Annotated in this window: 21 protein-coding genes; 12 read left to right on the forward strand and 9 right to left on the reverse strand. The window is 67.2% G+C overall.

The genetic code is table 11. The features are described from left to right. Positions 1 to 37: 37 nt before the first annotated feature. The 5 genes from CQY20_RS16375 to CQY20_RS16395 all read right to left on the reverse strand — a co-directional run bounded on the left by CQY20_RS16375 (position 38) and on the right by CQY20_RS16395 (position 4,030). On the reverse strand, positions 38 to 775 hold the full coding sequence (locus tag CQY20_RS16375; RefSeq protein WP_234816277.1) for an ABC transporter ATP-binding protein: 738 nt from the start codon (positions 773 to 775) through the stop codon (positions 38 to 40). Continuing rightward, positions 772 to 1,485 carry an ABC transporter ATP-binding protein gene (locus CQY20_RS16380; protein WP_097941130.1) on the reverse strand — a complete coding sequence of 238 codons (714 nt, stop codon included), beginning with the start codon at positions 1,483 to 1,485 and terminating at the stop codon, positions 772 to 774. The genes CQY20_RS16375 and CQY20_RS16380 overlap by 4 nt, the downstream gene beginning before the upstream one ends. Further along, entirely contained in the window at positions 1,482 to 2,507 is a 1,026-nt protein-coding gene (locus CQY20_RS16385; protein ID WP_097941131.1) for a branched-chain amino acid ABC transporter permease, read from the reverse strand. Before CQY20_RS16385 ends, CQY20_RS16380 begins: the two co-directional genes overlap by 4 nt. Next, entirely contained in the window at positions 2,504 to 3,379 is an 876-nt protein-coding gene (locus CQY20_RS16390) for a branched-chain amino acid ABC transporter permease (protein WP_097941132.1), read from the reverse strand. The genes CQY20_RS16385 and CQY20_RS16390 overlap by 4 nt, the downstream gene beginning before the upstream one ends. A 132-nt stretch (positions 3,380 to 3,511) precedes the next feature. Next, the gene (locus tag CQY20_RS16395; RefSeq protein WP_097941154.1) at positions 3,512 to 4,030 is read right to left on the reverse strand and encodes a DUF488 domain-containing protein; all 519 of its coding nucleotides are present in this window, start codon (positions 4,028 to 4,030) and stop codon (positions 3,512 to 3,514) included. A gap of 59 nt (positions 4,031 to 4,089) precedes the next feature. On the opposite strand from CQY20_RS16395, the gene CQY20_RS16400 reads away from it, so the two are divergent. The 8 genes from CQY20_RS16400 to CQY20_RS16435 all read left to right on the forward strand — a co-directional run bounded on the left by CQY20_RS16400 (position 4,090) and on the right by CQY20_RS16435 (position 13,919). Next, a complete protein-coding gene (locus CQY20_RS16400; RefSeq protein ID WP_097941133.1) occupies positions 4,090 to 5,034 on the forward strand; it encodes an NAD(P)/FAD-dependent oxidoreductase in 945 nt (314 codons plus the stop codon). A gap of 86 nt (positions 5,035 to 5,120) precedes the next feature. Next, complete coding sequence (locus CQY20_RS16405) at positions 5,121 to 6,545, forward strand: aminotransferase family protein (protein WP_097941134.1); 1,425 nt, start codon at positions 5,121 to 5,123, stop codon at positions 6,543 to 6,545. 12 nt (positions 6,546 to 6,557) lie between these two features. Next, on the forward strand, positions 6,558 to 7,538 hold the full coding sequence (locus CQY20_RS16410) for a phosphotriesterase family protein (protein WP_097941135.1): 981 nt from the start codon (positions 6,558 to 6,560) through the stop codon (positions 7,536 to 7,538). After that, the gene (locus CQY20_RS16415; RefSeq protein WP_097941136.1) at positions 7,535 to 8,278 is read left to right on the forward strand and encodes a FadR/GntR family transcriptional regulator; all 744 of its coding nucleotides are present in this window, start codon (positions 7,535 to 7,537) and stop codon (positions 8,276 to 8,278) included. Before CQY20_RS16410 ends, CQY20_RS16415 begins: the two co-directional genes overlap by 4 nt. Beyond that, complete coding sequence (locus CQY20_RS16420) at positions 8,275 to 9,780, forward strand: aldehyde dehydrogenase (RefSeq protein WP_234816278.1); 1,506 nt, start codon at positions 8,275 to 8,277, stop codon at positions 9,778 to 9,780. Before CQY20_RS16415 ends, CQY20_RS16420 begins: the two co-directional genes overlap by 4 nt. Before the next feature lie 18 nt (positions 9,781 to 9,798). Next, on the forward strand, positions 9,799 to 10,959 hold the full coding sequence (locus CQY20_RS16425) for an enolase C-terminal domain-like protein (protein ID WP_097941137.1): 1,161 nt from the start codon (positions 9,799 to 9,801) through the stop codon (positions 10,957 to 10,959). 39 nt (positions 10,960 to 10,998) lie between these two features. Continuing rightward, complete coding sequence (locus CQY20_RS16430; RefSeq protein WP_097941138.1) at positions 10,999 to 12,327, forward strand: MFS transporter; 1,329 nt, start codon at positions 10,999 to 11,001, stop codon at positions 12,325 to 12,327. A gap of 236 nt (positions 12,328 to 12,563) precedes the next feature. Continuing rightward, complete coding sequence (locus CQY20_RS16435) at positions 12,564 to 13,919, forward strand: DEAD/DEAH box helicase (protein ID WP_097941156.1); 1,356 nt, start codon at positions 12,564 to 12,566, stop codon at positions 13,917 to 13,919. 40 nt (positions 13,920 to 13,959) lie between these two features. On the opposite strand, the gene CQY20_RS16440 is transcribed toward CQY20_RS16435, so the two are convergent. Then, positions 13,960 to 14,571 (reverse strand): carboxymuconolactone decarboxylase family protein, encoded by a 612-nt coding sequence (locus tag CQY20_RS16440; RefSeq protein WP_097941139.1) that lies wholly within the window; start codon positions 14,569 to 14,571, stop codon positions 13,960 to 13,962. A gap of 124 nt (positions 14,572 to 14,695) precedes the next feature. Between CQY20_RS16440 and CQY20_RS16445 the strand changes: the two genes are divergently transcribed. Next, positions 14,696 to 15,706: a LacI family DNA-binding transcriptional regulator gene (locus CQY20_RS16445; protein ID WP_163700869.1), complete on the forward strand. Its 1,011-nt coding sequence runs from the start codon at positions 14,696 to 14,698 to the stop codon at positions 15,704 to 15,706. Here CQY20_RS16445 and CQY20_RS16450 read toward each other — a convergent pair. Continuing rightward, positions 15,684 to 16,151 carry a DUF5994 family protein gene (locus tag CQY20_RS16450; protein WP_174814687.1) on the reverse strand — a complete coding sequence of 156 codons (468 nt, stop codon included), beginning with the start codon at positions 16,149 to 16,151 and terminating at the stop codon, positions 15,684 to 15,686. The genes CQY20_RS16445 and CQY20_RS16450 overlap by 23 nt on opposite strands. A gap of 407 nt (positions 16,152 to 16,558) precedes the next feature. Between CQY20_RS16450 and CQY20_RS16455 the strand changes: the two genes are divergently transcribed. Beyond that, positions 16,559 to 16,762 (forward strand): cold-shock protein, encoded by a 204-nt coding sequence (locus tag CQY20_RS16455; protein WP_097941141.1) that lies wholly within the window; start codon positions 16,559 to 16,561, stop codon positions 16,760 to 16,762. A 95-nt stretch (positions 16,763 to 16,857) separates the two neighbouring features. Here the strand turns inward: CQY20_RS16455 and CQY20_RS16460 are convergent, their stop codons facing one another. Beyond that, on the reverse strand, positions 16,858 to 17,571 hold the full coding sequence (locus tag CQY20_RS16460) for a cutinase family protein (RefSeq protein WP_163701374.1): 714 nt from the start codon (positions 17,569 to 17,571) through the stop codon (positions 16,858 to 16,860). Continuing rightward, complete coding sequence (locus CQY20_RS16465; RefSeq protein WP_234816280.1) at positions 17,544 to 19,073, reverse strand: MFS transporter; 1,530 nt, start codon at positions 19,071 to 19,073, stop codon at positions 17,544 to 17,546. The genes CQY20_RS16460 and CQY20_RS16465 overlap by 28 nt, the downstream gene beginning before the upstream one ends. Before the next feature lie 121 nt (positions 19,074 to 19,194). Here CQY20_RS16465 and CQY20_RS16470 point away from each other — a divergent pair, with 121 nt between their 5' ends. Next, positions 19,195 to 20,595, forward strand: a complete 1,401-nt coding sequence (locus tag CQY20_RS16470; RefSeq protein ID WP_097941142.1) for a WS/DGAT/MGAT family O-acyltransferase — start codon at positions 19,195 to 19,197, stop codon at positions 20,593 to 20,595. 76 nt (positions 20,596 to 20,671) lie between these two features. Then, positions 20,672 to 23,126 (forward strand): penicillin-binding protein (locus CQY20_RS16475; RefSeq protein WP_097941159.1); only part of this gene is annotated, 2,455 nt, incomplete at its 3' end.

Consider the following 23,126-nt stretch of genomic DNA (forward strand, 5'->3'; position numbering starts at 1 on the left):
GTAGCCCCTGCGGGCTGCGGGCCGAAATGGTGCATCGTCACCGACCGCCTAGGTAGAGATGGATGAGTTCGCGGTCGTCTTCGACGTCTGCGGGTGTGCCCTCGAAGCGGTTGCGCCCCGACACCAGCACATACATGCGGTCGGCCACCCGCAACGCCTCGCGGATGTTCTGCTCGATCATGATCACGCCGACGCCGCGCTTGGCCAGTTCGGCCGCGCGCACCAGCACATCGCCGACGAGCTTGGGGGACAGGCCCGCCGACGGCTCATCGAACAGCAGGAACCGCGGTCGCAGGATCAAAGCGCGGGCGATCGACAGGATCATCTGCTCGCCGCCGGAAAGCGCCCCGGCCGCAACGTCATACCGCTCACGCAGCCGCGGGAATTCCTCCAGCAACTCGGCGATTCGCGCGTCGCGCTGCTTCCGCGACCGAATCGTGTAGGCGCCGATCCGCAAGTTGTCGCGCACCGACAGCGCCGGGAACACGCCTCCGCCCTGCGGCATCATGGCGATGCCGCGCCCGAGTGTCTTGTGCGACGGCAGATGGGTCAGATCGTCGTCGTCGAGCATGACCTTGCCCGCCCACGGGTCGATGACGCCGGCCATCGCCTTCAGCAGCGTGCTCTTGCCGCAGCCGTTCGGCCCGAATATGCATGTGACGTCGCCGGTGCGGGCCGTCAACGACACCTGGTGCAGGATCTGCACGCTGCCGTACCCCGCGTCCAGGTTCTCGACCCTGATGACGCTGGCGCGTGAGTCGCTGGCGTCGCTCACTCGGCCGTCACCCCCAGGTACGCCTCCATCACATGCGGGTCGTGCGAAATTTCCTCAAAGCTGCCCTGCGCCACGATCTTTCCGGCGTCCATCACGATAATGCGGTCGCAGATGTCCTGCGCAAGCTCCATGTCGTGCTCGATCACCAGAAACGTCGTGCCGTCATCGCGCAGCCCGCGGATGGCTTCCAGCATGATCTGGCGCAGCCGCGGGTGCACGCCTGCCGCCACCTCGTCGAGCAATGCGATCTTCGGGCTCTGCATCAGCACCCGACCCATTTCCAGCAGCCGCTGCTGCCCGCCGGAGAGGCTGCTGGCGAGGTCGTCGGCGACGCGGGTCAGCTCGAGGCGCTCCAGCACCGCATCGGCCCGCGCCGTGGCGTTGTCCCAGTCGAACTGCACGGCAGCGGTCCAAAGGTTCTCCCGCACAGTCATGTTCACGAACAGCGCCGGGATCTGGAAGGTGCGGCTGAGACCCGCGCGCGCAATCTTGTATGGGGCCAGGCGGGTGATGTCGCGGTCGAACAGCGTGATGCTGCCCTTGTCCGGCTTCAGCGCACCGGTGAGCAGGTTGAACAGCGTGCTCTTGCCGCTGCCGTTCGGCCCGATGATGCCGACGATCTCGGCCTTGTCGACCGAGAAGCTGACACCGTCGACCGCGCGGATGCCGCCGAACGAGCGGTACAGGTTGTCGACCGCCAGCACCGTCACCGCGACACCTCCTCGGTCTGAGCGTCAGTTTTCCTCGGCGCGACGTCGTCGCGCGCTCGGCCGAGTAGCTGACGTACCAACCGCATTCGTCTGGCTCGACGGCCGAGGCTGACCAGCCCGTCGGGCAGGAACAGCACGACGAGCATCACCAGCACGCCGACGATGACGATGTAGGCGGTGGTCTCGCCGTAGCTGACGCGCAACTGTTCCTGCAGCAGGAACAACGCCGTCGCGCCGAGCGCTGGGCCCCAGATGTGGCCCAGCCCGCCGACCAGCACCATGACCACCAGCTGGTCGGTGATGATGGTGTTCAACACGCTGGCCGGGTTGATGAACGTGATCCAGTAGGCGTTGATGCCGCCGAGGATGGCGGGAATCACCGCGCTCAACGCGAACGCCTCGATCTTCACCAGGGTGGTGTTGATGCCCTGGGCGCGGGCGGCAACCTCGTTGTCCCGCACGGCTTTCACCCGGAAGCCAAAGCGTGACCGCTCCAACAGCAGGTAGCACAGCGCGTAGGCGATCGCGGCCGCACCGACCATCGTGTAGAAGAAGAAGTTGTCGTCCAAGCGGATCGGCGTTTTCAAACCACCTGAGCCGCCGGTGATGTCGACGACCGTAGCGAGTTCACGGACCGCCTCGGCCAGCGCCCACGTGGCGATCGCGAAGTACGCGCCTTTGAGGCGCAGCGCGGGCCAGCCGACCAGTGCCGCGACGGCCGCCGCGATCACCGCCGCGACCGGCAGGGTGGCCCAGAAGTTCCAGTCGACGTCGGGCTGCATCAGGATCGCCGTGGTGTAGGCGCCGATGCCGAAGAACGCCACGTGACCGAAGCTGATATAGCCGGCATAACCGCAGATCACATTCCAGGACAGGGCGATTCCGGCCCACATCGCCACACCGGTGGCCACGCGCACGTAATACGGCGACGTCATCATCGGCAGCAGGCACAACGCGGCGACGATCAGCGCGAGCACGCCGAGGTTCACCCACGGGTTGCCGCCCGACGCCGGCCTGCTCATGCCAACCCCCGTCGCGAAATGCCCTGCGGGAACAGCAGCAGCGCGAGGAACAGCACCGCGAACACGACCATCAGGGTGTAGTCGGCGCCGACGTACGTCGTCACCAGGGACTGCAGCACACCGAGGAACAGGCCCGCGGCGAGCACGCCGATCACCGAGCCCAGCCCGGCCAGCACGACGACGAAGAACGCGAACAGCGTGTAGCGCAGTCCCACTTCGGGTGTCATGGCGTAGATGGCGCCGAGCAACGCGCCCGCCAACGCGGTCAGCCCGGTGTAGATGGCGTACACCAGGCTGCTGATCCGCTTGACGTCGACGCCCATCAGGCCGGCGTTCTCTTTGCTCTGCGCGGTGGCGCGGATGGCGAGACCGGTGCGGGTGTAGAACAGGAACGCCAGGAACAGACCCGTCGCGATGAGGGCGAACGCGAAGCCGGCCACCCGGATCGCCGGGGCGGTGATCCCGAAGAGCGTGATGTTGCCCGAGAAGAATTGGGTCTGCACCGCGCGGGGCGTGTAGCCGAACGCGGTGAGCAGTCCGCCGCGGATCACGGTGGCCAGGCCGAAGGTGAAGGCCAGGCCCATCAATGCGGGCAGGGCGTATTTGCTCGTGCGGACGCGGTAGATCAACGGCGCGATCAGCCAGCCGACGATCGCGAACACGATGAATATCACCGGAAGCAGAAGGAACGCGTCTACGCCGAGCTTCTCGCTGGCCACGATGACGGCGAATGCGCCGAGCACGACCCACATTCCGACGGCGAGGTCGACGACGTCGAGGACGCCGAAAGACATTGAAAAGCCAATGCTGATCGCGACGTAGAGGCCTCCGATGAGAATCCCGCCGACAAGCGCTTGCGCCAGTTCGGTCACGGTGTCCTCTCGACAGGGCGGTCCAGGACGCTCGGAGCGTATCCGGGCTGGGGATTGTTAACAATAGGCCAATCCTGGCGCACGTAGTGCAAGTTCGCACGGCTGGAAACGGATACCGCAAATCGACCGGGGTCAGTTCCAGACGACGTGTCCGTCGGCTCGCAGATGCGCGGCCTCCGACGGCTCATGGGCGACGAGCCGGCCGTCGTGCATGAGGTGCGCGACCGGCACGTCGAACTTCACCACCGCGACGTCGGCCACGATGCGGCGATGGCATCGCCACCACACCGACTCGCTGCACATCATCGCGGTCCGGCGGCGCCGTGATTCGGCGATCAGTTGGTCGATTCCGTCGGCGAACGGCTCCGTGCGGGTGTAGGCGGCGTAGGCCGCGAATTGCTGCACCCGCCACCAGGTGTCCACCGGTTGCTCGTCGGCGGGCAGCCGTCGTCGTCCGCCCAGCCTCGGCTCCCACCGGTAGTCCAGGCCCGCGTCGCGCGCCCACTCGGTGATCGCGGACTGTGCGACGTCGGGGTTGCGTCTGCTGTTCGGGTAGCGACGGATGTCGACGAGCGCCTCCACGTCCGCCCCGCGTAGCAGCGCCACCAGCGCTTCTCTGTCCAGAGCGCCATGTCCGACCGACACCAGCACCACACCGGTGTACCCCGCAAAGAGGTGTGGCGTCGCCTATCGGGGGATATAGATAGCCCGTGGCAAATGATCGAAACGCTGAATGGGAATGCGCCGTCGTCGGGGCCGGTGCGGCCGGGCTGAGCGCGGCGTTGGTGTTGGGCCGGGCGCGGCGGCGCACGATCGTGATCGACGCCGATCAGCAGAGCAACCGCGCGAGCAAGGCCATCGGCGGGCTGTTGGGCTTCGATCAGCGCCCGCCCGCCGAGTTGTACGAGGCCGGCAGGTGCGAGCTCGAGGCCTACCCGAGCGTGGAGTACCGCCGCGGCACCGTGGCCGGCGGCCGCCGCATCGATGACGGCTTCGTGCTCGATGTCGACGGCGGCGAGCAGGTGCGGGCGCGGCGGGTGCTGCTCGCCACGGGCATGCAGTACTGCCCGCCCGAGATCCCGGGTCTGGCCGAGCTGTGGGGCACGTCGGTGTTCCAGTGCCCGTTCTGTCACGGCTGGGAGATGCGCGACAAGCGATTGGCGGCGCTGGCCGCAGGCGAGGAAGCCGTGCACGCGACGTTGATGCTGCGCGGCTGGAGCGACGATGTGGTGTCGCTGACCGACGGCCACTCCCAGTTGTCCGCAGACGACGAACGCCTGCTGCGGGAGGCAGGCGTGACGATCGACGATCGCAGAATCGCCGAATTGATCGGGGAGCACGGGCAATTGACGGCCATCGCGTTTGCCGACGGCACGCGATTGGAGCGCGACGGGCTGTTGGTGGAGGCGCCGCTGCAGCAGCGCTCCCCGCTGGCCGAGCAGTTGGGTGCGGCCTGCACGCCCGGGCCGCTCGGGGCTTCCGTCGGTATCGACGCGATCCATCGGACCGACGCAGGCGGGGTGTTCGCCGCCGGCGACATCTGCGCCGAGCAGCCGTACGTGGCGGGCGCGATCGCGGCGGGATCGCAGGCGGCGATGATCATCGTGCAGAGCCTGCTGGCCGACGAGTTCGGTCTGCCCTACCCGCCCACCTAGTTCCCAGGCGGTTGACAGCCACCGTCCAAAAGTGCGAGGGTCAAACGTATACACATTCGACTTATGAACTTTTGGAGCTGTCGCGTATGCCAACTCGGTCCCAGGCGCAGTCGACGGCGTTGCGCCGGGTCCGCCACTTCGGAGCGGACTTCGCCCACCTCGACCGCGTGTTTCCGGGGAAGTATCCGCGCGTCTTCGTCGGAGGAGAGGGCACCGACCTGATCGACGAGGACGGTCTCCGGGTGCTCGACGCAGGCAACCACCTCGGCGTCTGCGTCGCGGGGCACGGCAGATCCGATATCGCCGACGCGATCGCAGGCCAGGTGCGGCAGATGGAGTTCGCCTCGCTCGAGGCGGGCGCATCGCACGTCTACGTCACCAGGCTGGCCGACGAGCTGGCCCGCCGCGTCCCGGTCGACGACCCGATCTTCAACTTCGTCAGCAGCGGCAGTGAGGCGAACGAACTCGCCTTCAAGTTGGCCCGTGACTATCACCGGCGGATGGGGCAGAGCGGCCGGTTCAAGATCATGAGCCGCTACGGGTCCTATCACGGGTCGACGTTCGCGGCGACGACGGCGACGGCGATCCCCGCGTTTCGGGAGCAGTTCCAACCGCTGGTGCCGGGCTTCGTCGCGCTGCCCCAGCCGTTCGCGGGGTTCTGCGGCAAGTGCTCGTTCGACGACAAGTGCGTCGAGCATTGCATCGCCGAGACCGAGGCCATCATCGAGCGTGAAGGCCCCGACACCATCGCGGCCATCATCGCCGAGCCGGTGTCCATCCCCGGCGCCGTCAAAGTCCCCAGCGACGACTACTGGCCGCGACTGCGCGAAATCTGCGATCGCTACGGCATCCTGCTGATCGCCGACGAGGTCGTGACCGGATTCGGCCGCACCGGAAAGCTTTTCGGATGCGAGCAGTGGAACGTCAAGCCCGACATCATGACGATGGCCAAGGGGCTGACAAGCGGATACATCCCGATGGGCGCCGCAGCGGTGTCACGCAGGGTGCAGGAGGCGTTCGAGGCCTCGCCCCTCGTGCACGTCAACACATACGCCGGGCACCCGGTGGCCTGCGCCGCCGCGCTGGAGACGCTGAAGATCATCGACGACGAGGGCCTGGTCGCCAACGCCGCCGCATCTGAGCCGGTGCTGCGTGACGGGCTGGAACGTGCCCGGGTCGAAGTGCCCTGGCAGGCAAGGGCTTCGGCGATCGGCCTGCTGGGCAGCCTGGAGATCCGGGTGCCGGCCGACGTGGACGCCGAGTGGTTCCGCGCGCAATTGTGGCACCAGTGCTACGAGCACGGTGTCGTGGTCCGAGTGACACGGTCCGCGGATGTGGTGTCGGTGTTCTTCTATCCGGCGCTGGTGATCGACGATCAGCGGTTGCGCGACGGGCTGGACCGGATCGTCGCCGCCGTCCGCACCGTCGTCGCCATGACGCTGAGGAAGTCCTCGGCATCCGAGACGTCCGACGCCGACGACTCCGCCCAGCTGGCTCACGCAGACGTCTAGCGAGGAAAAGCCATGCAAACAGGGCGATCCGGACAAGAGGTCACGTCGATGACCGAACACGTGATGACGGTCAACGGGCCGATCGCGCCGGACGAGCTCGGCTTCACCCTCATGCACGAGCACCTGCTGACCAGGTTCTGGCATGCCACCCACCGATTCGATCTCGCGGGCATGCCCGAGGACGACCGCTACATCCGCGAGGAACTCGCGAACCTCACCGCGACCGGTTGCAAGAGCCTGGTCGACGTGACACCGGTCGGCATCAACCGCAAACCCGCCGCGCTGCGTGATCTGGCCGAGCGCAGCGGAATTCACGTCGTCATGGGATGCGGCTGGTACCGCGACCACTACTACCCGGCCTCCGCCGAGATCGACCGGCGATCAGTGGACAGCCTCGCCGATGAACTCGTCGCCGAGATCGAGAACGGCGCGGACAACACCGACGTCCGCCCTGGCATCGTCGGCGAGATCGGCACCGAGAAGTACTGGATGTCACCGACCGAGGAGAGGGTGCACCGCGCCGCGGCGAGAGCCGCAGCACGCACCGGGCTGCCGATCATGACGCACAGCTTCGCCTCCGACATCGGGCTGTGGCAGTTGCGGGTGCTGATCGAGGAGGGTGTCGATCCCTCGCGGATCATCATCGGGCACGCAGACTCCTACCGCATCCGCTCCTACCACGAGGCGCTGTTGAAGGCGGGCGTCACGATCGAGTTCGACACCCTGATGTGGTACCGCCCAACGCTGTTCGACGAAGCACTTGACCTGTTCTGCGAGTACGCAAGGTCAGGCTTCCGCGACCAGTTGCTGCTGTCGATGGACACCTGCAAGTCCGAGCACCTGACGCGGTTCGGCGGACCCGGGTTGACCGGCGTCCACAACCGCGTCCTGCCCGGGCTGCGCAACCGCGGGATGACCGAAGACGACATCGCCGCCATCTTCGTCGACAACCCGCGCCGACTGCTGACCGTGAAAACCGGAGTGACCGTATGACCATCAACGAAAAGATCGCCACCCCGGGCTTTGCCGAGGTATTCCGCCCGATCCAGGGCCATCGCACACAGTACGAAGTGATCGACCAGATCACGTTCGCGATCCGGGCCGGCGTCTACGGGCCGGGCGATCGCCTGCCGTCGCTGGACGAACTGGCCGCACGGCTCGGTGTCAGCAGATCCGTGGTGATCGAAGCCGTGCGCAGCCTGTCCATGGCGGGCGTCGTCTCGACCCAGCGCGGCAACGGCGGCGGCCTCACGGTCATGACAAGCAACATTCCCGTTGCGCTGCTGGGCCTTTCGACCAACAAGTTCGACAAGCTGCCCGACCTGCTGGAAGCGCGCCGCGCGGTCGAGCTCCAACTGGCGCTGCTGTGCGCCGAGCGGGCGACCCAGGACGATTTCGACGCCATGGAGTTGTCGGTGCGGCGCTTGGAGGAAAGCCGCAACGCCCCCGGGCTCGAACGCAGGCACTGGGACCACCTGTTCCACTACCAGATGGCGCGCGCCGCGCGCAGCGAAGTGCTCGCCTACATGCAGCATCAGATCCTCGAACGGCTGACCGTCGTGCTGGAGCGCTACTTCACCGAAGACGAAGACCCGCAAACCGTTGAGGCCCTTCACCGCGAGACTCTCGATGCCCTACGCAAGGGAAACCCACGCGTGATCGAGAAGGCGATCGACCGCCACCTCGCACCCCTGGAAATGCTCGTCGAACGACCCACTGGAGAACCATCGTGACCAACCGACCCCTGCCCGCTCCGAATGTGCCCGACCACCTTTTCATCGGCGGCAAGTGGGTGCCACCCGCCGACGGGGGCACCCGGGAGAGCGTCGACCCGTACACGTCGAAGCCGTGGGCGACGCTGCCCGAAGCGGGCGACGACGATGTTCGTAAGGCCGTCAGCGCCGCGGGCCAGGCGCTGGAGGGCACGTGGGGTCAGATGTCGGGCCGCGACCGTCGAAAGATGATGCTGCGCATCGCCGACGTGATCAGCGCACGGGCGGAGGAACTGGCGCTGATCGAAACCTACGACAACGGCAAGCTGCTGCGCGAGATGCGCGGCCAGCTCGACGGGCTGCCCGACTGGTACGAGTTCTACGCCGGGCTGGCGGACAAGGTCCGAGGCGCCACGGTTCCTCTGTCGAAGCCGAACTTCTTCGGCTACACCCTCAAGGAACCGGCGGGCATCTGCGCGGCGATCACCGCGTGGAATTCGCCGCTGTTGCTGATGACCTGGAAGCTTGCGCCTGCGTTGGCGGCGGGCTGCACGATGGTGATCAAGCCCTCCGAGCACGCCAGCGCGTCGACGTTGGCGTTCGGTCGGGTGCTCGAGGAAGCCGACGTGCCACCGGGCGTGGTGAACATCGTCACCGGTGGCCCGTCGACTGGACGGGCCCTCATCGGTGATCCCCGCGTCGCGAAGGTGTCTTTCACCGGGTCGGTCGACGTCGGGGCTCAGGTGGGGCAGGCCGCGATCGGCGACCTGAAACGGGTGACGCTCGAACTCGGCGGCAAGTCGCCCAACATCGTCTTCGACGACGCCCCGCTCGAGGAGGCCGTCAGCGGCGCGGTCGCCGGCATCTTCGCGGCGACGGGACAGACCTGCGCGGCAGGCTCACGCGTGCTGGTGCACAAAGACATTCACGATCAGTTCGCCGCCGCCCTGGCCGAGCGGGCAGCGGGCATCAAGCTCGGTGACCCGCTGGCCGAGGACACCCAGATGGGGCCGGTCGCGTTCGATGCGCAGCTGCAGAAGGTGCAGCGCTACATCCAGATCGCGTCCGAAGAGGGCGCGCGGCTGCTGCACGGCGGGCAGCGCCCCCATGACGACACGCTGACCGACGGCTTGTTCATCGAGCCAACGGTTCTCGGCCATGTCGACAATCAGATGCGCATCGCCCGTGAAGAGGTCTTCGGGCCCGTCGTCGCCATCATCCCGTTCAGCGACGAAGCGGACGCAATCCGGATCGCCAACGACTCGTCCTACGGCCTGGCCGCAGGCGTGTGGACCCGTGACGTCGGCCGGGCACACCGGATGGCAAAGGCGTTGCGCGCCGGAACCGTTTGGGTCAACTCGTATCGAACGGTCAGCTACGAGATGCCCTACGGCGGATTCGGCGCCAGCGGCATCGGTCGAGAAAACGGCATCGAAGCCATCGAAGCGTATCTGGAGGACAAGGCCGTCTGGATCAACACGGCCGAATCCGGCACCACGCGCGACCCGTTCAAGCTGGGCTAGCAGAGAAGGTCTGAGACCATGCGCATCACCTCGATCCGCGAACGCGAAATCCCGATGGCGGCCGAGATCCGCAACGCCTACGTGGATTTCTCCACCATGACCGCGTCGATCGTCGCGGTGGAGTCCGACGTCATCCGCAACGGCAAGCCGGTCACCGGGTACGGCTTCTCCTCTCCGGGGCGCTATGCGCAGGGCGAGATCATCCGGAACCGCGCGATCCCTCGCGTCATGAAGGCCGAACCCGACGCGCTGCTCGACCCGTCGACCGGTGACCTGGATCCGTTCCGCGTCAACGCCGTGATGTTCAAGGGGGAGAAGCCCGGCGGCCACGGGGATCGCAGCGTGGCCATCGGCGCGGTCGACGCGGCGATGTGGGATTTGGCGGCGAAGCTGGCTGGTCAGCCGCTCGCGAAACTGGTCGCCGACCGGTTCGGCAACGGCGAAATCGCCGACAGCGTCTGGGTTTACGCGGCGGGTGGCTACTACCAGCCGGGCGGCGGGCCGCAATCACTGGTCACGGAATTGACCGGCTACATCGAGCAGGGCTTCGAACACGTCAAGATGAAGATCGGCGGCGCGCCGCTGGCGGAGGACGCCGAGCGCGTCGCCGCAGTCGTCGACGCCATCGGCGACGGATCACGCCTCGCCGTCGACGCCAACGGGCGCTTCGACCTCGACACCGCGCTCGCGTACGGGGAAATGCTCGCGCCGTTCGGCCTGCTCTGGTACGAGGAGGCCGGTGACCCGCTCGACTACGCGCTGAACGCCGAACTGGCCCGCAACTACGCCGGCTCACTGGCGACCGGGGAAAACCTTTTCTCCGTTCAGGATTCACGCAACCTGCTGCGCTACGGCGGCATGCGGCCGGACCGCGACTGGCTTCAGATGGATCCCGCGCTGAGCTACGGCCCGACGGAGTTCATCCGCATGGTGCTCGACGCCGAGCAGTTCGGCTGGACGCGCGAGCGGTTCGTGCCGCACGGCGGCCACCAGTTGAACCTGGCGCTCGCGGCGGGCCTCGGCCTCGGCGGCACCGAATGCTATCCCGGCGTCTTCCAGCCGATCGGCGGCTTCCTCGACAGCACTCCGGTCACGGGCGGCCGGGTGCAGATGCTTGACCTCCCAGGCATCGGTGTCGAGGAGAAGTCCAACCTGTGGGCGCACTTCGCCGACCTCTGACCGTCACCTCGCCGACCCGCACAACCTTGGAGAACCGCCATGACTGAAGCAGTCACGCATCAACCAGGCACCATGCCCCATCCCGATCCGTCGACCATGAAACGGGCGATGGTGGCCGGCATCATCGGTCACTTCGTCGAATGGTACGACTACGGCGTATACGCCTATGTCGCAACGATGCTCGCGGCCGCGTTCTACTCCGACTCCGACCCTACCGCAGGCCTGCTCGCGGTCTTCGCCACCTTCGCCGTCGCGTTCTTCGCCCGACCCCTCGGTGGCCTGTTCTTCGGCTCACTGGCCGACAGGATCGGCCGCCAGCGTTGCCTCGCCACCGTCGTCGTGCTGATGTCGGTGTCGACGTTCATCATCGGCGTGCTGCCCGGTTACGCGTCGATCGGCGTCGCCGCGCCGGTGCTGCTGCTGGCGGCCAGGATCCTGCAGGGCTTCTCGGCAGGCGGCGAAATCGCCGGTGCCGCATCGTTTGTCAACGAGTACGCACCGCGTAACAAGCGAGGCCTGCTGTCGAGCCTTCTGCCTGCCGCCTCGGCGACCGGCCTCCTGTTCGGCGCCGTGCTGTTGACGGTCCTGACGTCGAGCCTGTCGGAAGATGCGATGGGGTCATGGGGTTGGCGGGTGCCGTTCCTGATCGCGTTGCCGCTCGGCGCCATCGGGCTCTATCTGCGGCTCAAGATCGAGGACACGCCGCTGTTCCAGGCGCTGGTGTCCGCGAAGCAGGCGGACCCGACGCCGCTGCGCTCCAGCCTCAGCGAGCAGTTCAAGTGGATCGCAGTCGCCTTCGGCGCGACGCTGACCTACGGCGTCGGCTTCTACACCGTCATGAGCTACATGCCGACCTATCTCAAGGAAGTGACCGACTTCGGTGCAGGCGAGATGTTCATCGTCACCGCCGCCGTCCTGCTGGCGCACATCGTCGCGTTGCCGCTGTGCGGTGCGCTGTCGGATCGGATCGGCCGCAGACCGGTCCTGATTACGGCCAGCATCGCGCTTGTCGTGCTGACCTATCCTGCCTTCGTCCTGATCGCAGAAGGCCGCAACATGTTCGTCGCGATCCTGGCCGGGGCGGTCATGGGCGCACTTATCGCCGGCGGTGCAGCACCGCTGTTCGCGTTCATGGCCGAGATGTTCCCGACCCGGCTGCGCACCAGTTCGGTGTCGATCGGCTACAACGCCTCGGTGATGATCTTCGGTGGCACGGCGCCGTTCATCTCGACCTTCCTGATCGACAAGACCGGAAGCAATGTGGCGCCGAGCTTCTACCTCGTCGCCGCCGCGGCGGGCGCGGTGTTCACGCTGCTCTTCGCGCGCACAGGCGCGACGACGCACCGCGACGTGCTGCGTCAGACGTAACCAGGCCCACACCCAGCCCGATTTCCCAGCAAGATCGGCGCCCTGTAGGCTGGTGTCAACGTTGGCGCTCTGCGGATGCCGCCAATGACGTCGTGGATTACTTCCCATCGTGCACACAGCACAAGGTTTTCTCGCGGCGATCGATATTGCCCACCGGCAATCTCGCCACACTTGTGCTCGCTCGTGCCGATGTTTCGCGCGGCGAAGCGCAACCCGATGCCCCGAAAGGCACCACTATCACTACGCAACTGTCCTTTGCCGACCTCGGCGTCGACGACAAACTGATTCAGTCGCTCGCCACCCGCGGCATCGCCAATCCCTTCCCGATTCAACAGAAGACGCTTCCCGATTCCCTCGCCGGGCGAGATGTGTTGGGCCGCGGCAAGACTGGCAGCGGTAAGACGCTGGCGTTCTCGATCCCGCTGGTCACCCGCGTCAAGAAACTGCGCCGCGGATCACCCGCCGCCCTGGTGCTGGCGCCCACGCGTGAGTTGGCGACCCAGATCGCCGCGACGCTCGAACCGTTGGCGGCCGCGCACGGGCTGTCCGTCACCACGATTTTCGGCGGTGTCTCGCAACATCGTCAGGTCGCTGCGCTGCGGTCCGGCGTCGACATCGTCGTCGCCTGCCCCGGCCGGCTGGAAGACCTGATGCGCCAGCGCGTCATCTCGCTCGACTCGGTCGCCGTGACCGTCGTCGACGAAGCCGATCACATGGCTGACCTCGGCTTTTTGCCGGGAGTCACCCGGATTCTAGCCGCGACGCCGAAGGATGGGCAGCGGCTGCTGTTCTCCGCGACGCTGGACAACGGCGTCGACAAGCTGGTCAAGCGATTCCTGCGCAATCCGGTCACCCATTCTGTCGACGAGGCGCACTCACCGGTGTCCGAGATGACCCACCACGTGTTCCACGTCGCCGGGGTGCAGGCCAAGAAGGAGCTCGTGCACCATCTGGCGTCGGGCACCGGCCGCCGCATCCTGTTCATGCGCACCAAGCACCAGGCGCGCAAGCTCGCAAAGCAACTCACCGACGCCGGTGTGCCGTCAGTCGACCTGCACGGCAACCTTTCTCAGAACGCGCGCGATCGTAACCTGGAAGCCTTCCGCACCGGTGCGGCGCGGGTGCTGGTGGCCACCGACATCGCCGCGCGCGGTGTGCACGTCGACGAGGTCGAACTCGTCGTGCATGTGGACCCGCCGGTCGAGCACAAGGCCTACCTGCACCGGTCCGGCCGGACCGCGCGGGCGGGCAACTCCGGCGACGTGGTCACCGTCGTGCTGCCCGAACAGCGCCGGGACCTGCAGGCGCTGATGCGCAAGGCCGGAATCAGCGTCCGCCCGCAGGAGGTCGTCGCGCACTCGGAACCGGTGAAGGCACTGGTCGGAGAGGTCGCGCCGTACCGGGCACCCGCGGCAGCCACAAACCACACGGATACGCCTGCGAAGGCGGGCAAGTCCCGGCGCCCGCGTCGCGGAAACGCCGCGCGCTCGCAGCACCGTTCAGGTGTCAGGACGCCGCTTCAAGGTACGAGTTCTCGCTCAGCCAGGACTCGGCATCAAGCGCCGCGGCGCAGCCCGTCCCCGCAGCGGTGATCGCCTGCCGGTAACGCCGGTCGACGACGCCCGCATCGCTTCAGGCGGACGCGGACTGAGTTGCCTGCTCGCGCAACGACTCTGCGACATCGGGCGCCAAGCCGGCCAGGGTTTCGGTACCCAGCTCGCCGTGCTTGATGCCCAGCGTCTTGAGGAACCTCTGTTGGCCCATCGTCAGGCCGATGAAGTATCCGAGTTCGACGAGTTCGGGTTCGGTGAAATGGGTGTGCAGCTCTTCCCAGACCTCGTCGTCGGCCAGCCCGGGATCCCACGCGATCGCCTCGGCCCACTTCAACGCGGCCTTCTCCCGATCGCCGAGGACGGTCGACTTGCGGAACTCGATCACTTCGTCGAATTCGCGCTCGGTCAGGCCGGCCTCGGCCCCCAGGTGCGACCGCTGCCCGGCGCAGTAGCCGCACTCGAGGCTCTTGGCGATGTAGACCCTGGCCAGTTCCTTGATCGAGTGGTCGAGGACGCCTTCGCGGAACACCTGCTGCCATGACGCCGCGAACGTGCGCAGCACGGCGGGGACGTGCGCTCGGATCGACTGGCTCTCCAGCCTGGGTGTGCCGTAGGTGCGGGAGTCCTCGAGGGCGCGCACGAGGTCGGGGTCGCTGACGTCCGCGGGGTTGACGTAGCTGATTCGGGGCATGGTTCCTCCTTGCCGAGCGGTGAGCCGAACCGGACATCCGGCGCTTCGATCAAAACCCGTTTGGCAATCGATTGTCAAGAGGTCAGAGCGCTGCAGGTCATCGCCTTCCCCTAGACTCCGACGCGTGGACAAGCCGACATTGGCCGATGTCGCGCGGGCAGCGGGCGTGCATCCGGGCACCGCGTCGCGGGCGCTCAACCCGGCGCTTGTTGGTCGGATCTCGCCGGAAACGACCGCGCGAGTCCAGCAGGCCGCCGAGCGGTTGGGCTATGTGCCCGACCCGCTGGGCCGCAGTCTGCGCACCAGCCGCACCCACACCATCGGCGTGGTGATTCCCGACCTCGGCAACCCGGTGTTCGCGCCGATCGTGCGGGGCATCGAGGATCAGTTGCGCGAACGCGGCTTCGAGCCGCTGCTGGCCAGCACCGACAACTCGGCCGAGCGCGAGCGCGACGTCGTCGGGGTGCTACGCACCCGCCGCTGCGACGGCTTCATCGTCGCGAGCGCGGGGCGTGGTGAAGGCGTGGTGCACGATCTGGTCGACGCAGGCGTCCCGCTGGTGCTGGTGAACCGGCTCGTCGACGGCGTCGACGTGTCCGCCGTGGTGAGCGACGACGCCGTGGGCATCGGCGCGGCCATCGAGCATCTCGCCGCGCTCGGCCATCGCCGCATCGGGCACATCGGCGGACCGTTGCAGATCTCCGTCAGCGCAACGCGTTTGGCCGCATTCACGAACGCGGTGGCGTCAGACGTCGGGGGTGCGGGCGTCATCGAGCATGCGACCGACTACACCATCGAGGCCGGCCGGGTGGCCATGACGGCGCTTTTGGCCCGTGAACAAGTGACCGCGGTGTTCGCGGCCAACGACCTGCTGGCGGTCGGCGGCTACGAAGCGCTCGCCGCGCAGGGACTGCGGTGCCCCGACGACGTCTCCGTCGTCGGGTTCAACAACATGGAGTTGACGGCGCACCTGAACCCGTCGTTGTCGACGGTGAGCATGCCGCAGTACGAGATGGGCCGCACCGCCGCGAAATTGGTGCTGGACCGGCTGGCCGAATCCGATGGGGCGTCGCAAACCGTGGCACTGCCGACGGTTTTCGTCCCGCGGGCTTCTACCTGCCAGGCGCGGGCGTAAGACCCGGCGCGGACCCGGCCGGATGCACTTCGACCGGTTCTTGGCCGCACGCCGCGCGCACGATCCCGTCCGCGATGCGGAATGCGTCCGTGTGCACGTGGTCCGCCATGATCGGCAGCCGCGCCGCGCGCCGCAGCAGCATGACCGCGAGGGCCGTGCTGGTGCGCCACGGCACCACCAGCAGGCGGGCGGTGGCGCGATCGCCGGTGACGGTGATGATCCGCTGCACGCGGCGGGCATCCTGGCCGGGTACGACGGCGTTTCCGCGGTGAAACAGCGAATCGAGGTCGGGCACGCCCGCCAGCGACGACCAGTTGACACAGATATCGACGATGTCGCCCAGCGGGCGTTGCAGCGTCTCGATCAGCTCGGGAAGTTCGCGTGCCACCGACGCGGTATACGGCCACCAGCCGCCGTCGAGGCCGTTGCCGAGTTCGGCCGCCAATGTGAGCCGGATCGGACTTGCCGATCGTCGACGATTGGTTGACGAAATAGGTTGGCTTACTGATGTTTTCGCACCAGAACCTACATGAACCACAACCGATTTTCCTTCACGTCGAGCAGACCCAGCGCCAGCGCGAGAGGGCCTGCAACCCGAATCGGATCGCGCGTTGATCTTGTCCGGCGCGCTGTGGAGCCGCGGATCACGCTGACGACGAGACGATTCACTTATGACGCTACACCGGCGAAAAGCGCGTGCGAATACTGTTCGCGAAATAGCCGTTGCCTCAAGGAATTAGCACGTCAGCGCGCATTCGCCAGAATCGCCAATGTAGTGAACTGGCAAATCCGTGATACGGTCGAGCCGGATGTTCTTCGACATCCGCGTGAAAATGAAAGAAGTTGGAAAGAATGACACAAGGAACCGTGAAGTGGTTCAACAGCGATAAGGGCTTCGGCTTTATCGCTCCCGACGGTGGTGCTCCGGACGTGTTCGTGCACTACTCAGAGATTCAGGGCAGCGGCTACCGGTCGCTGGACGAGAACCAGCGGGTTCAGTTCGAAATCGAGCAGGGGGCCAAGGGTCCTCAGGCAGTCGGCGTAACAGCCGTCTGACGCGCTTTTACGTTCGTGGGCTGGTGGAATCCCATCCACCAGCCCACTATGCATTTGGGCGCAAGCTTTTTCGCCCACGGTGGAATTAACCGAAATTACAGTCGACTCAGCGCGAACGACGCTGCCTGAGCAATCATGCCGTTGCCCGTGTAGGACATGTGGGCCATCGAGTTCCAGCCGGCCGGGTCGCCCGAGCACACCATGTCGCCGGGAGCGCACAATTCCAGTGTTTTTCCGACGAAGCGCGACCCGACGTCGGCGGCGGGCACACCGTACTTGACCAGCGCGCCGCCCGTCGGCTTGCCGAACAGCACGACCGCGGCGACGCGATCGGCGATCTCGGGCGGCAACGGCACAGGCACCGAATCCGCCGCGGGCATCTCGGCGGGCATGCCGTCGGACGTGACGAACGCCGTCACGATGGCGCCTTGCGAGTAGCCGCCGAGCACCATTTTCGTGTTCGGGCACGCCGACAGCACGGCCTGCACGTGGTTGGCCTCGTCCCTGACCCCGTCGACGACGTTCTGCGTGAACGCCGGACCGCCGCCGAAGTTGTTGCTCGCGGGATAGATCACCCCGTGCACGCCGACCGTGCGGCCACCGGCCTGCATGCGCAGTGCGTCCACGAACGCCTGGCCGACACCGCCCACACCCGGGAATTCGCCTGTGGCCCGCGCGAACGCGACGGCGATGTCAGGGCAGGGCTCGGCCGATGCGACCGGCAGCGTCGGCGCGCCGAACGCCGCGGCCACCGCGGCTGCCGCCCCGGCGAGCAGCGCCCTCACGAGTCGCTCCCGGTGGGTTTGCAGAGCCACAGCGCAAGGATGATCGCGACCACCGGCCCGACGGCCATGACCACGCTCAGCGTGTGGATCGCGTCGATCGCATGCTCGGGCGCCTGGTCGATGACCAGCCGCGCCGCGTCGGGATTGACCAGATGGGCTTCCCGGCCGCCGTGCGCCGTCACCAACGCTTCGCGGGCTTCGGCGCGGGTGAGGCCGGTCCTGGACAGGTCGTGCACGCTGTCGGTGAGGAACAGGTTGATGCCGACGAGCGCGAACAGCGCGGGCCCGAGCGAGTAACCGCCTTCGTTCACAGCGCTTTTCACCGCCGAGATGGAGCCGCCGAGATCGGCTGGCGCGCTGCTCATCATGATCTGCGCCTGCGGCGTGGTGACCAGTGCGCCGCCGACCACGATGAGCGCCGTCGTCAGGAAGACCACCGGCCGCGAGGTGTGCAAGCTGAACGTTCGCAGCACGACCAGGCCGGCCAACATCGTGACGAGCCCGCCGATCAGCACCGTGCGGGGGCCGAACCGGTTCGCGGCCGGGCCCGCCGAGGTGGCCCCCAACGCCGCCATCGCCGTGGCCGGGATCAGCAGCAGGCCGAACAGCTCGTGGGACTCCTTGCGGATGGTCACCAGGTAGAACGCCAACAGCACCATCGACCCGCCGAGCACGATGTTGAACACCACGCCGGCGATGACGGCGCCGTTGAACCGGCCGGAGCGGAACACGTTCATGTCCAAAGCCGGTTGCGGCGTGCGCAGCTCCAACATCACGAAGGCGAACCCGGCCGCCAGCCCGCCGCCGACCGACGCGAGACCGACGGCGTCGACGCCGGTCTCCATCCGCGAGGTGCCGAAGATGAGCCCGAGCAACGCGACCGCGAACAGCGCCAGGCCGGCAAGATCGAGCCGACGGTCGGCGCGCGTCGTCTCGGGCACGTAGCGCCAGGTGATGACCAAGCAGATCGCCGCGATCGCGGGGACGACGAAAAAGCATGCGCGCCAACCGATCGCGTGAGCCAGCGCGCCACCCAGCGCGGGCATCGGGGTGGCGACCGCGTAGCCGACGCCGAAGTAGGCCGCGATCGCCCCGGCCCGTTTCTTCGGCGGGAAAACCGCGTTGGTGATCGCCAGCGACAGGCCGATGAGGAACGCCAGGGTCACGCCGACGCCGGCGCGGGCGACGATCAGCACCGCGGGCACCGGCGCGGCCGCGGCCAGCGCGCTGAACGCGATCGCGCCCGACAATCCGACCAGATACATGCGCCGCATGCCGTAGAGGTCGCCGAGCGCACCCGCGCTGAGCACCGCGGCGGCCATTGTCAGCGTCGCGAGGCTGGCGACGAAAGTGGCGGTGCTTCCGGTGATCTGCAGGCCGGCCGAGACGACCTGCAGATTGGCCGACAAGATCGTCGGGTCACCGATCGAGATCGCATAGCCCAGGCCCATGGCGACCACCGTCATCGCGGCAGCCACCCCCGAGACGTATGTTTCCTTACCCCCGGCGCGCACATCGGTCGCCATTTGCTGGATGCTACTGGGCAACGTTGAGCGGAGTGCTCCGATTCGGAATGCCGTTTCCGTCGTTCGTCGCCGTACCGTGGCCTAGGTTTGACGAATGCGTAAACCGGGGTACCGCGGGTAAATGGAGCGGCTGACGGGGCTCGACGCGAGTTTCCTCTACGGCGAATCCTCCACTGTCCCTTTGCATGTCTGCTCGGTCATCGAGTTGGACACCTCGACCGTGCCCGGCGGCTACAGCTTTGATCGTCTCTGTACCGATCTGGCGTCACGGATAGCGGCGGTGCCCGAGCTTCGGGCAAAGCTCGCCGACAGCAATCTCAATCTCGATCACCCGGTGTGGGTCGAGGACAGAGACTTCGATGTGACCCGTCACGTGCAGTGGATCGAGCTGCCGTCGCCCGGAGGCCGCACGGAGCTGGGCGAGATCTGCGGCTACATCGCGTCGCTTCCGCTGGATCGGCACAAGCCGCTGTGGGAGCTGTGGGTGATCGAGGGGATTGCCGGCACCAAGGTGCGCGACGGCGGACCGCTGGCGCTGATGCTGAAGGTGCATCACTCCGCGGTGGACGGCGTGTCCGCCGCGAATCTGCTCGACCAGCTGTGCACGCTCACTCCCGACGCCCCGCCGCCCGACCCGGTGGAGGGGCCCGGCGGTGCAACGTCCATCGGCATCGCCGCGGGCGGGCTGGTGCGGTTCCTGTCCCGCCCGCTGCAACTGGCCAGGGTGGTGCCCGAGACGGTGTCGACGATCGTCACGACGGCCCTGCGCGCCCGCAGCGGGACGGCAATGGCGGCGCCGTTCGCCGCCCCGGCGACGCGATTCAACGCCGAGGTCACGCCGCGGCGCGCCATCGCGCTGGCCCAGCTCGACCTCGACGACGTGAAGCGGGTGAAGGCGCGGTTCGGCGTCAAGGTCAACGACGTGGTGATGGCGCTGTGCGCGGGCGCGCTGCGGGAGTACCTGCGGGCGCGGGGCGAGCTGCCGGACAAGCCGCTGGTGGCGATGGTTCCGGCGTCAGTGCACGACGTCAGCGACCGGCCGGGCCGCAACCAGGTGTCGGGGATGTTCTGCAACCTGCAGACCCACATCGCCGACCCGGGCGAGCGGCTGGAAGCCATCGCCGACGCGAGTGTGAACGCCAAGGAGCACAGCTCGGCCATCGCGCCGTCGCTCCTCCTCGATTGGACGCAGGTGTTCGCCCGGTCGGCCCTCGGTGTGCTGTTCGGCCTGGCGGGCCACACCCCGCTCACGCACGCGCCGATTCACAACGTGATCATCTCGAACGTGGCCGGGCCGCAGCGCACGCTGTACGCCTGCGGAGCCAAGATCAATGCGCTGTATCCGCTCGGGCCGATCTTCCACGGCTCCGGGCTGAACATCACCGTGATGTCGCTCGCCGGCAAGCTCAACGTAGGCATCACCTCGTGCCCGAAGCTGGTCGACGACCTGTGGGACCTGGCCGATCGGTTCGAACGCGAACTGGGTGCGCTGCTGTTCAGCAAGGCCTCGTCAGGTGACTGAGCAGCGTCGTCATAATCGAAATCAACGTCCGAGCGAAATAGCCGGTCCCGGCCAGAGGAGAAAGTACGCTGAGGAAATGTCGGAGGGGCGGCCGACGGGGGTGCTGATCGCCAAGCTGGCGGGCTATTGCCTGCTGGCTGGCGTTGTGGTGGCCGCCATGATGTTCCCGCTCGCCGGGGGTGTCGGGCTGCTGTCGAACCGGGCCTCCGATGTCGTCGCGGGCGGATCGGCTCAGCTGCTCGAGGGCGACGTGCCGCAGGTGACGACGATGGTCGACACCGAAGGAAACCCGATCGCCTGGCTGTACTCGCAGCGCCGGTTCGAGGTGCCCAGCGAGAAGATCGCCAACACCATCAAGCTCGCGATCGTCTCGATCGAGGACAAGCGGTTCACCGAGCACAACGGCGTGGACTGGCAGGGCACCCTGACCGGGCTGTCCGGCTACCTGGCCGGCGACCCGACCACACGCGGCGGTTCGACGATCGAGCAGCAGTACGTCAAGAACTATCAACTGCTGGTCACCGCGCAGACCGAGGCCGAGCGGCGCGCGGCCGTGGAGATCAGCCCGGCCCGCAAGCTGCGCGAGATCCGCATGGCGCTGACGCTGGACAAGTCGTTCAGCAAGGCCGAGATCCTCACCCGCTACCTGAACCTGCTGTCGTTCGGCAACGGCGCCTACGGCATCCAGGACGCCGCGCAGACCTACTTCGGCATCAACGCCTCGCAGCTGAACTGGGAGCAGGCCGCGCTGCTGGCCGGGCTGGTGCGCTCGGAGAGCTCGCTGAACCCCTACACCAACCCAGAAGGAGCGCTCGCCCGTCGAAACCTGGTGCTGGACACCATGATCGAGAACCTGCCGCAGTACGCCGACGAGCTGCGCGAGGCCAAGACGAAACCGCTGGGCGTGCTGCCGCAGCCCAAGCAGTTGCCGGGCGGCTGCATCGCCGCCGGTGATCGCGCGTTCTTCTGCGACTACGTGCTGGACTTCCTGGCGCGGGCAGGCATCAACAAGGACCAGGTCGCCCGCGGCGGCTATCTGATCCGCACCACGCTGGACCCGAAGGTGCAGGCCTCGGTGAAGCGGGCGATCGACAAGATCGCCAGCCCCAACCTCGACGGCATCGCGAGCGTGATGAGCGTGATCCAGCCCGGCAAGAACGCGCACCGGGTGATGGCGATGGCCAGCAACCGCACGTACGGCTTCAACCTCGACGCCAACGAAACCGTGCAGCCGCAACCGTTCTCGCTCGTCGGCGACGGCGCGGGGTCGATCTTCAAGATCTTCACCACTGCCGCCGCGTTGGAGATGGGGTTGGGCATCAACGCGCAACTGCAGGTGCCCGGCTCGTTCCAGGCCAAGGGGCTCGGCAGCAGCGACACGCCGGGATGCCCGAAAGAGACGTGGTGTGTGCGCAACGCGGGCAACTACCGCGGCTCGATGAACGTGACCGATGCGCTGGCCGCGTCGCCAAACACGGCGTTCGCCAAGCTGATTCAGCAGGTGGGCGTCCCACGGGCGGTCGACATGGCCGTGCGGCTGGGGATGCGCTCGTATGCGACCCCGGCGACCGCGCGGGCCTACGACCCGGACAGCAACGAGAGCCTGGCCGATTTCATCAAGCGGCAGAACATGGGCTCGTTCACGCTGGGCCCGTTCCAGCTCAACGCGCTCGAGCTGTCGAATGTGGCCGCGACGTTGGCGTCGGGTGGAACGTGGTGCCCGCCGACGCCCATCGACAAGATCATCGACCGGCACGGCGAAGAGGTGCCGTTCACCATCGAACCCTGCGAGCAGGCGGTGCCGGAAGGGCTGGCCAACACCCTGGCCAACGCGCTGAGCAAGGACGACAAGCCCGGCGGCACCGCTTCCGGCGCGGCAGGCTCGGTCGGATGGAATCTGCCGATGTCGGGCAAGACCGGCACCACCGAGTCGCACCGGTCGTCGGGCTTCCTCGGCTTCACCAACCGCTACGCCGCGGCCAACTACATCTTCGCCGACTCCAGCTCGCCGTCGGGCATCTGCTCGTTCCCGTTGCGCGCCTGCGGCGATGGTGATCTCTATGGCGGCAACGAGCCCGCTCGCACCTGGTTCGAGGCGATGAAGCCGATCGCCAACGATTTCGGCGAGGTGACGCTGCCGCCGACCGACCCGGTGTACGTCGACGGCGCCCCCGGCGGGCGGGTGCCAAATGTGAACGGACTGACCGTGGATGCGGCGCGCCAGCGACTGAAAGACGCCGGGTTCCAGGTCGCCGACCAGACGAACTGGGTGAACAGCGGGGCGCGTTCAGGCACCGTCGTGAGCACGTCGCCGAGCGGCCAGACGTTCCCGGGATCGATCGTCACGATCAACGTCAGCAACGGCATTCCGCCTGCGCCGCCACCTCCGCCGCGGCCCGAGCCGCCGCGTCCTCCGGAGGGCGGTACGACGATTGTGGAGATCCCGGGGCTGCCGCCGATCACGGTGCCGCTGCTGGGACCGCCGCCGCCACCGTTGCCGCCGCCGCCTCCACCACCGCCCCCGCCGCCCC

It is taken from the genome of Mycolicibacterium agri (assembly GCF_002553505.1).
Lineage (GTDB): Bacteria > Actinomycetota > Actinomycetes > Mycobacteriales > Mycobacteriaceae > Mycobacterium > Mycobacterium agri.